Raw genomic sequence first — 13,626 nt, 5'->3', positions numbered from 1 at the left:
AGAGTTCATGCCGGTGGCCACGGGATTTCCCGCGGCCACTCGAATTCGCATTGCCGCGCGCCTCCCTAAAGGGCGACCAAAACGGGTTTGTTCATGCTTCGCTTCACTCTGCGCCGCGTCCTGCAGATCGTGCCGACGGTGATCGTCGTGGCGTTGTTGATATTCGTCATCTTCAGCGTTGTGCCGGGCAGCTTTGCCACCAGCCTTCTTGCCGATGGCAAACGCACCGCTGACCCACAGCTGATTGCCCACCTCAACCAGGAATTCGGCCTCGACAAGCCGCTGACGGAGCGGTTCGTGAAATACGTCACCGACCTTGCGCGGCTCGACCTCGGGACCAGCTTTCGAAGTCGCCAGCCGGTGATCGATCTGATCGGCGACCGCATGTGGGCTTCGCTGGAATTAGCGCTCGCCGCCATGGCGTTCGCGGTCGTGGTCGGCGTGCCCCTCGGCTTTCTCGCCGCTCTCCGTCCCGGATCGATTCTCGACACGACGACGATGATCGGCGCGGTCTCGGGTCTTTCCATGCCCCAGTTCTGGCTCGGGCTCCTGATGATGTACGTCTTTGCGCTTCATCTGAACTGGCTGCCAAGCTTCGGCTATGGCGACGGATCGTTCCGTAACCTGATCCTGCCCGCCGTCACGCTCGGCGTTACGCCGCTGGCACTTCTGGCACGCACCACGCGGGCAGGGGTTCTCGACGTGCTGAACGCCGATTTCATTCGCACCGCGCATTCGAAGGGCATGAGCGAAGCCAAGGTCGTGCGCTGGCACGTGATGCGCAACGCTCTCGTGCTGATCGTGACAACAGTCGGCCTGCAATTCGGTTCGCTGATCGGGCAGGCCGTGGTGATCGAGAAACTTTTCGCCTGGCCTGGCATCGGCTCGCTCCTGGTGGACAGCGTGGCGATCCGCGACATTCCCGCGGTGCAGGGAACGATCCTGGTCATCGTCCTCTGGTTCCTCGTCATCAACACCCTTGTCGACGTGATCTACGCGGCGATCGACCCGCGCATCAAGCAGGGGTGAGGCGATGCGCTTTGGTTTCAATTTCATCCTCGGCGCGCTTCTCACGGTGCTCGTCATCCTCGCCGGCATCTTTGCTCCCTGGATCGCGCCGTTCGATCCGGTGTTGAATGCCGATCTGATGAATGCCGAATTGCCGCCCGATGCCACGTTCTGGTTTGGTACGGACGCTCAGGGCCGCGACGTCTTTACCCGCATCCTCTTTGGCGCGCAGATCTCGCTGACCGTCGGGATCGTCTCGCAGGTCATCAACTCCATCATCGGCTGCACGCTCGGCATGACTGCCGGCTACTGGGGCGGCTGGTGGGACGATCTCGTAAACGGTCTCACAAACGTCATGCTTGCCATCCCCTCCTTGATCTTCGCGCTGGCGGTCATGGCCGTACTTGGCCCGGGCCTGCCATCACTGCTGATTGCCCTGGGGCTCACGAACTGGAGCTGGACGTGCCGCATTGCGCGCTCCTCCACCCTGTCGCTCAAGTCGCAGGGATACGTGCAGGCTGCACAGACGCTCGGCTACGGCGATCTGCGCATCATGTTCACGCAGATCCTGCCCAACATGATGGGTCCGATCCTTGTCATGGCGACGCTGGGCATGGGCTCGGCGGTGCTTTCAGAGGCGGCTCTCTCCTTCCTCGGACTTGGCGTCCAGCCGCCCTTTCCGAGCTGGGGCTCGATGCTGACGGATGCGCGCCAGTTGATCCGGACCGCGCCCTGGGTCGCGGTGTTTCCGGGGCTCGCCATCTTTCTCTCGGTGCTGGGCTTCAACCTTCTGGGCGATGGGCTGCGCGACAGGCTCGATCCGCATATGAGGACGCGCACGCCATGACCGCTCCGCTTCTCGACATCAAGGAACTCAAGCTCGATGTTTCGGCCGGGCGCTCTCTTCTTCCGATCCTCAAGGGCGTCTCGTTCCAGATCATGCCGGGTGAGGCCTATGGGCTCGTGGGCGAATCCGGTTCCGGTAAATCGGTGACGTCGCTTGCCGTGATGGGTCTCCTGAAAAAGCCATTGCGCGTTTCGGGCGGTGAAGTCGTCTTTAAGGGCCAGAACCTGCTCGCCCTGCCGAAGCGGGAGATGAGGCGGCTACGGGGAAACCGCATCGCCATGATCTTCCAGGAGCCGATGACGGCGCTCAATCCGCTCTCCACGGTCGGGCGCCAGATCGCCGAGATGTTCGTCCTGCACCAGGGCAAGGACTGGGGCGAAGCGGTGAAACTTGCCGTAGACGCGCTCGCAAGCGTGCGCGTGCCCAATCCGGACCGACGCGCCACGAACTATCCGCACCAGATGTCGGGCGGCTTGCGCCAGCGCGTGATGATCGCCATGGCGCTCGCGTGCAATCCCGACCTCTTGATCGCGGATGAGCCGACAACGGCGTTGGACGTGACCGTTCAGGCCGAGGTGTTACGGTTGATCAAGGAACTCTGCGCCGCGCGCGGCACTGCGGTCCTGTTCATCAGCCACGATCTCGGCGTGATCGCCAGTGTTTGCCAGCGGGTGGGAGTGATGTATGCCGGTTGCCTGGTGGAGGAGAACGATACCGCTCTGCTGTTTTCCGATCCGAGGCACGAGTACACGCGCGGGCTTCTCGGAGCGCTGCCGCGGCTGGGGAGTCGCAGCCTGCATGGACGCCAGCGCCTGGTGGACATCGACAGCATCATCGCCGATCGCTCGAAGTTGACCGAGACGCGCTTCATTGCGCCACGCCGCGACGAAGGAGGAAAGCCGTGACCGGGTCTTTGCTGCAAGTGGACGACCTGCATGTGCGCTTTCCGGTGTCTGGCGGCGGGATTTTGGGAACCGGACGGCGGACGCTTTACGCCGTAAACGGCATCAGCTTCGAATTGGGCAAGGGTGAGTGTCTGTCGATCGTTGGCGAATCAGGCTGCGGCAAATCCACGACGGCGCTGTCGATCCTCGGTCTGCAGGCGCCGACCTCAGGAACGATCCGCTACCGGGGTCAACCGCTGACCGGACCTGGTGCGCCGGGGCGCATGCAGCGCGCCAAGGCGGTGCAGATGGTGTTTCAGGATCCTTACGCCTCGCTGAACCCCCGCCAATCGATAAGGACTTCGCTCGCCGCACCCCTGCGCCTTCATGGTATCACAACGGCATCGGAGGTTTCCGACAGGATCGAGGCGATGCTGATCGATGTCGGGTTGAAGCCGGAACAGGCCAGTCGCTACCCGCACGAGTTCTCGGGTGGGCAGCGCCAGCGCATCGGCATTGCCCGCGCACTCATCCTCGAGCCCGAGATCGTCGTATTGGACGAACCGGTATCGGCCCTCGACGTCTCGATCCGAGCCCAGATCATCAATCTTCTTCTGGATCTGCAGGAAAAGCTTGGTCTTTCCTATCTGATGATCAGCCATGACCTAAGCGTGGTGGAGCACATGAGCGATCGTGTGCTGGTGATGTTCTTCGGCCAGGTCGTCGAGGAAGGGGGGTGGCGACAGATCTTCGAGACGCCGGCCCATCCCTACACGCGCCGCCTCATAGGGGCCATTCCCGATCCCGAAATCGCCATGAGCGGGCAGCCGAAGGCGAAACGCTTCCATGATGCCCAGCTCCCGGCCGGACGCGGTTTCGGATCGGACGGTAGCCCGGCACCGGATGTCTTTGCCGCGCCGACCCCGTCGGAACTGGTCGAAATCGCCGACAATCACAGGGTGAGGCTGTCTGTCGCGGCTTGATTGAATTAGGGCCGCACTGCAATGACGTCTTATGCCCCGGTTGCCGGCGAGGAAGGCGGTTGGAAGCATTTGAAATCGCTTTTGCTGCTTGGTGCGTCGCGTTTGATCCCGATGCGTGACCCATACGAAGAGGCTTGCGAGAAGATCAACGCCCGCGCCAGGGAACTGTCGAGCTGATACCGTAGACTGTCGCTGGCGCCTGCGGCAAAGGGACAGCATATAGAGGCCTGGTCGCCGGCCAGCCGTGACGGCTGTCGAACACCTCATCCAGGGACGTGGTGTCCTATTTGACAAGAAAGCGCTGAGCCTTGTCAGCAAGACAGCTGACGGGCTCGCGTCAGTCGACAAACTCGACAGTCACGCCTGGTTTTACCATCGCGGCCAATTCCTCGGCGTCCCAGTTGGTCAGGCGGACGCATCCATGTGATCCGATCTTGTCGATAAGGGAGGGTTCCGGTGTGCCGTGAATTCCATACGTCGGCTCTGTCAGATCGATCCAGATGGTTCCAACCGGGCCGTTGGGACCTTTGGGCAGCGTTAGGGGCCTGGTGTTCTTGCCCTGCTGAAAGTTGATTTTCGGATCGTAACTGTATGGCGGCATTCGCGCGACGCCCTTGACCTTGTGGGTTCCTGAGGGCGAAGGCGTTTGCCTGCTGCCGATCGTGGCGGGATAAACGGCCAGCAGGGAGCCATCCTTGGCAAACGCCAAGACTTGCCCAATTCGTCGTCGCACTTCAATCCTCTTGACCGTATCTTCTTTCGCGTTGCCGGGCATCGCCACCAGTATTGTCTTTCCGACCGTAAACGGCGTGCCGGCGTTCAGCGCCTTCAGAAGATCGATGTCCATGTGGAACCGCTCGGACAGTTTCTCGGCAACACTTGTGTATCCGAGATACCTCATCTTGGCTTGCCTGGCGTAGTCTTTGGGAATGCGGTCGACGAGATCTTGTGTGTCTTCCGGGGAGATTACATAGGTCCCGATGACTGGCTGGTCGTCAAGCAAGAGGCGAATGACCTCAGGATCCAGCTTTCCATCGGTCGGGATGCCCCGCATGGCTTCGAGGCCAGCGATCGCCTTGGTGACGTTCTCGCCGTAATGCCCGTCTATCACCCCGGGAGACGACCCCAAGCGATCCAGAAGCACCTGCAAACGTGTGACAGCAGGCTCTGGTTGAGGGGAGGCTTTGGCTGGTCGCTCTGCTGGAATGGAGTCGAGCGAGGCACCGTTGATGGTTTCCGCACGAAGATCCTGGGCGCTTGCGTTGCCAAGCAGGCCAAGGATCAGCGACACGACGAGAAAGATCGTTGTTTTCATGAGTGTGAAATCTACGACCGGCCAAGTTGTTCCAACGGCGGCGTCCGTTGAGGCAGTCGCCAGTCCAGTGTCATCAAATGTTAAGCAGAAAGCTCTCACGCGGTCACTGCAGGTCACACGTCAGCCAGATTGCAAGACTGCGTCTTTAGAGAACGTAGCTGATCGGATCGTTGCTGACCGGATGCGGAAAGACGCCCATTTCCAGATCGAAGACCGACTTGAGCACATCGGACCTTACGATGTCGGCTGGCGTGCCGTGTGCCGAGATGCGGCCTTTCCTCAAGGCCACGATCTCGTCGCAATAGCGGGCGGCCAGATTGATATCGTGGAGGACGACGACGATCGTTAGCCGGCGCTCGTGGCTGAGTTCGCGCAGCAGTGCCAGCACGCTGTCCTGGTGTAGCAGATCCAGCGCGGAGGTCGGCTCATCAAGAAGCAGGCACTGCGCATTCTGCGCCAGCATCATGGCGATCCAGGCGCGTTGCCGCTCGCCGCCGGACATGCTTGCGACCGGGCTGTCTGCAAAACGCTCGAGATCGGTTCGCTCTATGGCCTCGTCGACAAGTTTCTGATCGGCGCTGGTGAAACGGCCGAGCGTGCCGTGCCACGGGAATCGGCCAAGCGCCACCAGTTCACGAACCGTCATGAAATCGGTCGCTGGTGTGAACTGCGGCATGTAGGCAACCTGCCGGGCGAAGGGTCTGGCGCCCCAGCGCGAAATCGCCTCGCCTTTCAGCTCGACCCCACCGGATGTCGGGGCAATCTGTCGGGCCATGATTTTCAGAAGTGTACTCTTGCCGCTACCGTTCTGCCCAACCAGACCGTAGATGCGTCCGCTCTTCAATGTCAGGTCTATCCCGGAAAGGATGCTCTTTCCTGCCGCGTGATAGGCAATCTGTGACGTTGTCAGGAAGGGTGTCGACATGCGGCTTCTCTTTGCTTGCATCAGATAGCGATCGCGGCTCTGTACGCGCTCGTGCAAAACTTTACCGTTACTGTCAACTTATATATTCTCTGGCGAGCAATTATTTCGAGATGAAGCTTGGCCGCCTTGAGACTGGTTGCCCCGGACGCCGTCTTAAAGAGGTTGACACTTTCCGTGCATTCGCAAACAGCGGCCGAAATCGAGCTCGTCAAGTTGCATCCTAAGGCTTGCGAGTTGGTTGGAAGAGCAGCTGCCTGCCATGTCCGCTGATTTGCGGGTTGAGATCAATGATTTCCGACAAGCGAACGCGGTCGCGCTCCGCGTCAAGCGAGGCAAGCACTGGGCGGTCGTCTTCTCTGCAATTGCGCCATCGATGGGAGCGTTGACGAGAGCCAAGCGTGCGTTGACGGTGCCGTCTGCGACTGGTTTGGCCGGTGAATTGCTGGAAATGAGACCAGAACTGCCAGCGCAAGTGGTTGCAACGGGATTACTTTCGAAGGGAGCACCAGAGTACCAAGCGGGCCAGAGGGAGACCCGCCGTCCGTTCTGCGCGGCGGCACAGGCGGCTGTCAGGTCATCCTCAGATCGACGCCGGGGTGCAGCTTCTTCAGATTGGGTAGCGATTTCGTCTGCCACGAAATTTGGGAGGAACCCAGAACGGTCAAATGGATCTCCGGGCGTTTGCGCGCTTCGATTGTCAGCTTGGCAAGCAGATTTATGCCGGAGGAATTGAGGAACTCCAACCCCGTTAGGTCCAAAGTGGTTTTGCCGCTGCCATTTTCGAGCGCCTTCATGGCGAGTTCTTGGACCGGGGCGTAAGCGTCAGGCCCCGATAACCGCATTGTCCCATCGAAATAGACGGTGCTGCCTTCGGACCAGACGCGGTAGGCTTCTTCTCTAATTTCCATCGCGCACCTCTTGCTGTTTCATGCCGGAATTGACATAGCTGCATAGGTTTCAAGCCTTGTTCGGTCGTAAGGGTCGTCCTCCTGGAAGAGCCAGGCCAATTGCACTTCGTAGTCGCTCATCAGGGTCAACAATCCGAGGCCCGATGCATTGCCTGTCGTGGCCGTGGCGTTTGCTTCGATCTGCCTGATAAGCAGCTCGCTCGGATCACCGCTCGTTACCTTGCGGAGCAGTTGCTTGAATCTACCAGCCGTTTCACGGTCAACGAAATTGGACACCCTAAGCCGCAAACAATCGGCTTGCGCCAAGGCTTCGACAACCACTTCGCCGCGAATGCGAAACTTAATAGCGTTCTCTATCAGCTCGTTTGCAAGGTAACCGATGTCCTGTTTGAGCTGGTTGTAGATCCGTTTCGGCGGCCGAAATCTTGAGACCATCATTTCTGCAATGAAATCAGACGTCATGCCGGAGTGCTTCCAGGCAAGATCAAGTGGGCCATCAAGCAACCTAAGCCGAATTGCGTGGGCTGCAGTGGAGGAGGCGAGGTGCTCCTGCCCATAGAGTACGACTGCCATGTCATCACCTATGCCGCATCACGACCAGCGTGATGTCATCATGTATTTTTTGAGTTCCGATGTAGGCCATCAAACCTTCGACGATACCATCCTTCACTTCCTCCGCGGTCTGGCCATGCAGAAGCCGCGCACTCTGACAGAGCCGGTCGATGCCGAACAGCTCGCCACGCGGATTTTCGGCTTCCGTAACACCATCCGTATGGAGCACGATAAGGTCGCCCTGCTTGAACGATATCTCGCGAGTATCAACAAAAGGCGAAATATCGGATTCAAGCCCAACCGGCAGACCGAGGTCACCGGTATCGATCCGCTCGACTTCACCTGTCTTGCGGATGACGATAAGGTCTTCATGCTGTCCTGAAATGGTGAGGCGATCGCCGTCATAGTCAAGAAATGACAAAGTGAGGTGCTTGTCGGTTTTTGTCCTCTCGATATTCTTGAATATCGCCCGATTGAGATGTGCGAGGAATTTCGAAGGATCGGTTTCTCCGGCTTCCTGGAGGGCACGGGCGACCGACTGCACCATCAGCATCAGCACGCCGCTTTCCAGCCCGTGACCCGTTACATCGCCAATGCCGATCTTCAGGCTTCGGCCGTTTTGCAGGACATCATAATAGTCGCCACCAACCTCGTCGGCCGGACGCATATAGGCGGCAATCTCGACGTGTTCGACCGCTCCAAGCTCAGCGGGCCGTGGCAAAACCATCATCTGGATGTGGCGTGCTACATCGAGCTCTGCGCCGAGGCGCAGGTTCTCGCTCTTCAGCTGCGTATTCAACGCCTCGATTTCTTCCTTCGCCGCCTCGATTTCCTTCGTCCGTTCATCGACCAGCTTTTCAAGATTCTCCGTATGGAAGCTGATCTGCTCGGCCATGCGATTGAAGGCAAGCCCAGCCTGCGCCACCTCATCCTTGCTGGTAATCGCCACCCGAACGGAATAGTCCTTCGCCTCAATGCTCCTTGCAGCGGCCGCCAAGGCGCTGATCCCGCCAGTGATGCGCTTCGACGCCGCAAATACTGCGGCCGCAACGATGAGCAACGACACCAGAACCGCAAGAATCTGGTAAAGCAGGATACGATTGGTGGCACTCGCTATCTGCTCTCGAGCAGCGATAAGCGACGCATAAATTTCGTGCTCCCGTACGACGATACCAAGCGACATGACCTCGCGTTGAACCGGACCGTTGACCCAAAGATTCGATGGGAGGAGCTGTTTGGTGACCACCAGATAGGGCACATCCTCGCCATTCTCTCTCAGTGAAATGTGGTGAATGACGCCGTCGGCGTCGAGTGGAAGCGAGGCAATAGCTTTCTGCGAACTGTTTCGCAGCGAGCGGTCAAGGCCGGTCACGCCCTGGTTGGTCGCGTCGCTTGCCGCGCGCAAGCCGATGATCTTCTCCCCCGTCCGGCTAATTGCGGCAACATTGCCGTTGGACATGGCAAGGAAGCCGAAACCGGTTTCGGCGACCTTCACGTGTTCGACGATTTCGGCCAGCTGGTCGAGCGTTATGTCGGCGCCGGCTATCCCGGCAACGTCGCGGCGATCTGCCGTCCAGAGAGGATGGAAAAAGCTGACGATCAGCTTTCCCGTTATCGCGTCTGTGTACGGTGCAGTCTGGGTAATGTCTTCAGGAACCGGGCGTGAGGCTGGATTTCGCGCCCACTGCTGCCACGACTCGTAGATGCCCGGAAAGAAGAAGGTCCAGAAGTTTTCTTTATTGTGGCCGGGGTAGAGCCTGTCGAACGTCTGCGCCTGGACCGTATAGGGAGCCGTTCTAAAGATCGGCCGCTCTTTCGGACCGATATAGTACATTTGAAGTTTGGAGGCCCCGTTTTGCAGGAGGTTAGGAGCAACCAGATCAAGAACGGCGCTGGTTTCGATGTCTGTCTGCACTTGCGGCAGCGGACGATGATCCTTGTCGAGAAGGTAACCCCAGACACTAACGACGGATGGTGACCCGGGTGCGTTCTGCGCCCAACCGCCGCCGCTGTCGAAAGTGACCGTCACGGCGTTAGGATCAGCTTTGGCCATTGCGGCCCCAACCTTATTGTTCCTCGTCGGCCGATCTATCTGCGATTGCAACACGCCAGCGAGCGCCTTAACGTCGGAATGCACCTGATTAAGAAGCAGCCCAACCTGTGCAACTGTGGACTCGGTGGACGAGCGAATATAGTCTTGGCTTGCCTTTTCAAGCCCTTCTCCGACTTGAGTGGTCGCGTCACGCGATAGCCGTTGCACGTTCCAGAGCGCCAGGCTGCCGCTGACAAGAAGATCGAAAAGCACGGCGCCGCCGACGACAAGAATGAATTTCGTCCGAAAGGAGCGTAATCCGAGGCTTGGCTTCTTTGGCGCAGCGCTCATAGCGGTTTCTGCCCCGACGCCGCCCAGATCGGCCAGCCGGCATAGCCTCTCGGGTGAAGCGCGGCAAAGATATGATCCCTGAAGCCCTGCCTGAACCGTGCGACGAACTCGGGAGAGTCCCCGCGTCTAGCGGACATCTCGCCCGCGTAGACATCTTCCCAGGCTTCAATGACATCGGCGAACTCCTGCGGGTCGCCGTCGTGGTTGGTGACCATGAAACTTTCGATCCTTACATCCTCGAAACCGGTATCCAGCAAGAGGCGAGAACCCTTTGGTCCCATTTCGACGTCCATGTCGAAATGGCGAAAGAGCTTGGCGACCTCGTTATAGGTCCATTGGATACTTTCGGCGCGCGGTTCACCCAGGCAGTGAGAGTTCTTTTCGTTTGTGATGTAGACCCGGCCACCCGGCTTGCAGATCCGATAGAGTTCTCTCAGAAGGAGCTCGGGCCGATCGAAGATCTGTAACGAGTGGCGGCACGTCACAAAATCAAACTGGTCGCTTTCGAACAGCATCTGTGATGCATCGCCAAAGGTATATTCGATATCGCGAACGCAGAAGTCTTCCGCTACGGAGCGCGCATAGTCGAGGCTGGCCACGGAATGATCTAGCGCGACAATCCTGGCGGGGTCGAATTCTTTCCTGACAAGCATAGCGAAATCACCGATGCCGCAGCAAATGTCGGCAATCGCCATGCCGCCGCGCAGACCGTGCCGTGGTAAAATCGTCCGTTCGTGACGCCAGGTCATTTTCGTCTGGGTCCGGAGAATCGGTATGAAGCTCTTATCCTCGACGAACGCCTGACCAGGATAGAAAGCAGAGTCATAAATCTCCATGGAAATGTTGGGCGAAAGTTCCCCAAGGTGCCGAAACATCTGCGTCGCCCATGTGACGACACTTGATGCGAGCACGACAATCTTGAGTTCGGGTCGGGAGTACGAGGCATCGACGAGAACACGCACCAGAGCGCCGAACGCCGTGCTGTTCATGTGGGTGACGCGTTTCAGATTGACGTAGAAGACGCCGTGCACCTTTTCGATTTTGTCGCGCAGCAGAAGCAGATCGTCCGCAATGTCTGCGATCGAACGAGGCCGGAAGACGCCGGTTGCCACGAATTCCTGGTTGCTTGTGTCGAATTGCGTTGTAAAGGCGGGGGAGGGGTTGTTCGCGGTCAAGTGAGGAGCCTTTCAAGAGGCAGGTCGACAACGAAGGTGAGCGCCTCGGCTGCCGAAGCGCGCAGCTCTATCTCCGCATCATAGTTGACCGCCAATCCCAACAGGATCGCTTGTTCCAGGGGAGCCGTCTCGTCGGCGATGACCTTCACGTAGTTCGCCAGTTTTCCACCGTGTTTCAGACCCCGGACGAGTTCAGCGTAAAAGCGGTGCTGTTGCGATGGGCACGGAAAACTCAGCTCGATCCGCTCGATTTGTTCATGACGATAGAAGACGCATGCTAGTTCCCCCTCTTGCGCGGCCGAGCGAAACGACATCTCGAGGAGTTCGTTGAGGGCGGAGGACAGAAGGTTGGAATGGCGCAGTGGATCACGGCGGTCATGGCTGACCATTTGGGCGACGTAGTTCGAGAGCTGGTCGCAATGCAGCCAGTCGGACGTGAACGTTGCCATCTCCATTTCAAGATTGAGGAGCTGCTCAAAAGCTGCGTCTGCCATCGCCTCCTGCCTTTTCAACCTGCACCTCCCTGGCCGATCGCCATCCCAGTTGCATCCCGGCCCCTGCCGCCGTTTCCCCGCCGTCCTTTGCGGGGGGCGATGAATTGGCGAATGTCATCGACATGCATCGGCGGGCTCAGGAAATGCCCCTGCAGTCTGTCGCAGCCTTCCTCCAGGAGCCACGCGGCCTGTTCGCCAGTCTCCACGCCTTCGGCAGTGACGCGCATGCCGAGCCCATGCGAGAGCGCAATGACGGAACGTACAATCGTCCGGCTCTTTTCGTCGCTTAGGAGGTCGTTGACGAAGTATTTGTCGATCTTGATGTTATCGAAAGGAAAATTCTTCAGGTAACTCAGGGATGAGTACTCCGTCCCGAAGTCGTCGAGCGAGATCTGGATGCCAAGCACGTTCAGGGTGTTCAAAGTATCGAGATTGTTGGTCGTGCGCTCCAGAAGGACGGTTTCCGTAATCTCGAGTTCCAGGCGTTCGGCGGGAAGACCGATAAGGTCGAGAGTTTGCGACACGCGATCTGTGAAACCTGCTGTCAAGAATTCCGCCGGGGATAAGTTGACGGCAACGGTGTAATGGTCCGGCCAGCTCAGAGCTTCCCGACAGGCCTGTTCCAGCACCCATTGGCCGATTTCGCTCATCAGCCCATCGGCCTCTGCCATTGGGATAAAGGCAATCGGAGGAATCACGCCGAGCCTCGGATGGCGCCAGCGCAGGAGAGCCTCGAAGCCGGTTACGGTGCGTGAGCGGTCAACAAGAGGCTGATATTCGAGGAAGAACTCGCCATGCTGGAGCGCGACCCTGAGGCTGCGCCTCAGCAACTCCCGTTGTTCCAGGACCACCAACATACTGGGATCAAAGGTTCGTGCGCGACGGCGTCCTTCCTTTTTGGCAGCATAGAGGGCGACGTCGGCTGCTTTCATCAATTGCTCGCCCTCATCGCCATCGCGGGGCGCAATCGCAATGCCGATACTGGCTCCCACAAAGACAGTGATGCCGTCCACCACGAATGGTTTCTTGAATTCGCCAACAAGCGCATCTGCCAGTCGTTCTGCCTCTGCGGGCTGCTCTTGAGAAGTTTGAATGACGGCAAATTCGTCGCCAGCAAGTCGGAAGGCTGTTTCGCCACTACCGAGCACGCTTCGGATTCTGGCTGCTGCAAGCTTCAGAACGATGTCTCCGGCGCCGTGTCCCAAGGTATCGTTCACCGGCTTGAAGTCGTCCAGATCAATCTGCATCAGGGCGAGACCGCATCCGCCGCCGGTCGGAAGAAAGCGCCCCAACTGGTCGCTGAACTGCCGGCGGTTGGGAAGCCCGGTCAGGGCGTCATGGGTTGCCTGATGCAAGAGGAGAGCCCGTTCCTGTTCATGCGCAGGTGTCGGTTCAATACGGTCAGCAACGGCGATCTCGATAACTGCCAATCCCTCCTTTGCCGGCAGTAGCAGGAGGTCATAACCGTTGTCGGTCGACACACCTATCCGTAGCGATTGTGGCGTGCCGTTCTTGATGACGAGTTGTACGAGGTCCGCTGAGGGAGCGGCTTTCAACATGGGGTAAATGTCGCCCAGCCTCGTGGGTTGCTGCCTGTTGAAGCCCGAGCGTTTCGCGAGTGTCTCAGACCAATCAATAAGAACGAGGTCGAGATCCCATAGCGAGAAAACAGCTGCGACACGGCGGAAGAATTCGGATCCATGTGGAACTAGCGTAGGCCAATTCTCACGATTTTCCGGCATATGGGTGGGCCTCCACGTTGTGCCTGCGCCTAGGTTTTTCCGATGCATCCCACACATGCTGAATCAGCAATCTCTAAGAAAGCTAGCGTATGCCGTGTTGCAGTCAATAAAAAACGCTACCATAGGGCAGTATTGTCCCTCCACCAGACTGCAATTGTCGAAATGTACGCGGAAGGGAAAGTTAGCTAAGCGCCACCCAGGCCCCCTCTTCGAGGGTCCGTCGGAGCCTGTAACCGGGCAAAAGCGCGGTCATTCGAGTCGAGCCTATTGAGGCTGGGCGTGGCTCTCGCGCATCGGATAGCAGAGAGCGCGGGGCTGGATATTGCGACAGCAGCAGTACAATTCCGCTTCGGGATCCCATGGTAGTTCCCGCAGTACTCGGGTCGACCCAGCCTTGCGTATAGCTGCAG

The 13,626-nt window shown here is 58.7% G+C and carries 12 protein-coding genes and 1 pseudogene; 5 read left to right on the top strand and 8 right to left on the bottom strand.

The annotated features are described in order from the left end of the window. The first annotated feature begins 93 nt into the window (after positions 1-93). The 5 genes and pseudogenes from AS026_RS07145 to AS026_RS41960 form a co-directional block, all read left to right on the top strand. Positions 94-1,029 (top strand): ABC transporter permease, encoded by a 936-nt coding sequence (locus AS026_RS07145; RefSeq protein WP_062369168.1) that lies wholly within the window; start codon positions 94-96, stop codon positions 1,027-1,029. Between the two features lie 4 nt (positions 1,030-1,033). Continuing rightward, positions 1,034-1,855, top strand: coding sequence for an ABC transporter permease (locus AS026_RS07140; RefSeq protein WP_062369167.1), 822 nt, complete (start codon positions 1,034-1,036; stop codon positions 1,853-1,855). Beyond that, complete coding sequence (locus AS026_RS07135) at positions 1,852-2,760, top strand: ABC transporter ATP-binding protein (protein WP_062369166.1); 909 nt, start codon at positions 1,852-1,854, stop codon at positions 2,758-2,760. Before AS026_RS07140 ends, AS026_RS07135 begins: the two co-directional genes overlap by 4 nt. Continuing rightward, a complete protein-coding gene (locus AS026_RS07130; RefSeq protein WP_062369165.1) occupies positions 2,757-3,722 on the top strand; it encodes an ATP-binding cassette domain-containing protein in 966 nt (321 codons plus the stop codon). The genes AS026_RS07135 and AS026_RS07130 overlap by 4 nt, the downstream gene beginning before the upstream one ends. A 12-nt stretch (positions 3,723-3,734) precedes the next feature. Next, positions 3,735-3,899 (top strand): annotated as a pseudogene (locus tag AS026_RS41960) (Hint domain-containing protein); the annotation flags it as partial. A 160-nt stretch (positions 3,900-4,059) separates the two neighbouring features. Here the strand turns inward: AS026_RS41960 and AS026_RS07125 are convergent. From AS026_RS07125 to AS026_RS07090, 8 genes are all read right to left on the bottom strand, one after another. Next, a complete protein-coding gene (locus tag AS026_RS07125) occupies positions 4,060-5,037 on the bottom strand; it encodes a L,D-transpeptidase family protein (protein WP_062369164.1) in 978 nt (325 codons plus the stop codon). 145 nt (positions 5,038-5,182) lie between these two features. Then, complete coding sequence (locus AS026_RS07120) at positions 5,183-5,962, bottom strand: ABC transporter ATP-binding protein (RefSeq protein WP_062369163.1); 780 nt, start codon at positions 5,960-5,962, stop codon at positions 5,183-5,185. Between the two features lie 569 nt (positions 5,963-6,531). Next, positions 6,532-6,870, bottom strand: coding sequence for a slr1659 superfamily regulator (locus AS026_RS07115; RefSeq protein ID WP_025660241.1), 339 nt, complete (start codon positions 6,868-6,870; stop codon positions 6,532-6,534). Between the two features lie 18 nt (positions 6,871-6,888). After that, the gene (locus tag AS026_RS07110; protein WP_062369162.1) at positions 6,889-7,443 is read right to left on the bottom strand and encodes a slr1658 superfamily regulator; all 555 of its coding nucleotides are present in this window, start codon (positions 7,441-7,443) and stop codon (positions 6,889-6,891) included. 4 nt (positions 7,444-7,447) lie between these two features. Then, entirely contained in the window at positions 7,448-9,805 is a 2,358-nt protein-coding gene (locus AS026_RS07105; protein WP_062369161.1) for a SpoIIE family protein phosphatase, read from the bottom strand. Further along, on the bottom strand, positions 9,802-10,980 hold the full coding sequence (locus AS026_RS07100; protein ID WP_062369160.1) for a class I SAM-dependent methyltransferase: 1,179 nt from the start codon (positions 10,978-10,980) through the stop codon (positions 9,802-9,804). The genes AS026_RS07105 and AS026_RS07100 overlap by 4 nt, the downstream gene beginning before the upstream one ends. After that, on the bottom strand, positions 10,977-11,474 hold the full coding sequence (locus tag AS026_RS07095) for a hypothetical protein (RefSeq protein WP_062369222.1): 498 nt from the start codon (positions 11,472-11,474) through the stop codon (positions 10,977-10,979). Before AS026_RS07095 ends, AS026_RS07100 begins: the two co-directional genes overlap by 4 nt. Before the next feature lie 14 nt (positions 11,475-11,488). Continuing rightward, positions 11,489-13,216: a putative bifunctional diguanylate cyclase/phosphodiesterase gene (locus AS026_RS07090; protein ID WP_062369159.1), complete on the bottom strand. Its 1,728-nt coding sequence runs from the start codon at positions 13,214-13,216 to the stop codon at positions 11,489-11,491. Positions 13,217-13,626 lie beyond the last annotated feature (410 nt).

The sequence above is a fragment of the Rhizobium altiplani genome, from assembly GCF_001542405.1.
Classification (GTDB): Bacteria; Pseudomonadota; Alphaproteobacteria; order Rhizobiales; family Rhizobiaceae; genus Rhizobium; species Rhizobium altiplani.
This window is presented reverse-complemented; position numbering and strand designations above follow the sequence as displayed.

Excerpts from the sequence above, each read along its gene's own strand:
- AS026_RS07145 (WP_062369168.1), top strand. The coding sequence starts at position 94 with ATGCTTCGCTTCACTCTGCGCCGCGTCCTGCAGATCGTGCCGACGGTG.
- AS026_RS07140 (WP_062369167.1), top strand. The coding sequence starts at position 1,034 with ATGCGCTTTGGTTTCAATTTCATCCTCGGCGCGCTTCTCACGGTGCTC.
- AS026_RS07135 (WP_062369166.1), top strand. The coding sequence starts at position 1,852 with ATGACCGCTCCGCTTCTCGACATCAAGGAACTCAAGCTCGATGTTTCG.
- AS026_RS07125 (WP_062369164.1), bottom strand. The coding sequence starts at position 5,037 with ATGAAAACAACGATCTTTCTCGTCGTGTCGCTGATCCTTGGCCTGCTT.
- AS026_RS07120 (WP_062369163.1), bottom strand. The coding sequence starts at position 5,962 with ATGTCGACACCCTTCCTGACAACGTCACAGATTGCCTATCACGCGGCA.
- AS026_RS07115 (WP_025660241.1), bottom strand. The coding sequence starts at position 6,870 with ATGGAAATTAGAGAAGAAGCCTACCGCGTCTGGTCCGAAGGCAGCACC.
- AS026_RS07110 (WP_062369162.1), bottom strand. The coding sequence starts at position 7,443 with ATGGCAGTCGTACTCTATGGGCAGGAGCACCTCGCCTCCTCCACTGCA.
- AS026_RS07105 (WP_062369161.1), bottom strand. The coding sequence starts at position 9,805 with ATGAGCGCTGCGCCAAAGAAGCCAAGCCTCGGATTACGCTCCTTTCGG.
- AS026_RS07095 (WP_062369222.1), bottom strand. The coding sequence starts at position 11,474 with ATGGCAGACGCAGCTTTTGAGCAGCTCCTCAATCTTGAAATGGAGATG.
- AS026_RS07090 (WP_062369159.1), bottom strand. The coding sequence starts at position 13,216 with ATGCCGGAAAATCGTGAGAATTGGCCTACGCTAGTTCCACATGGATCC.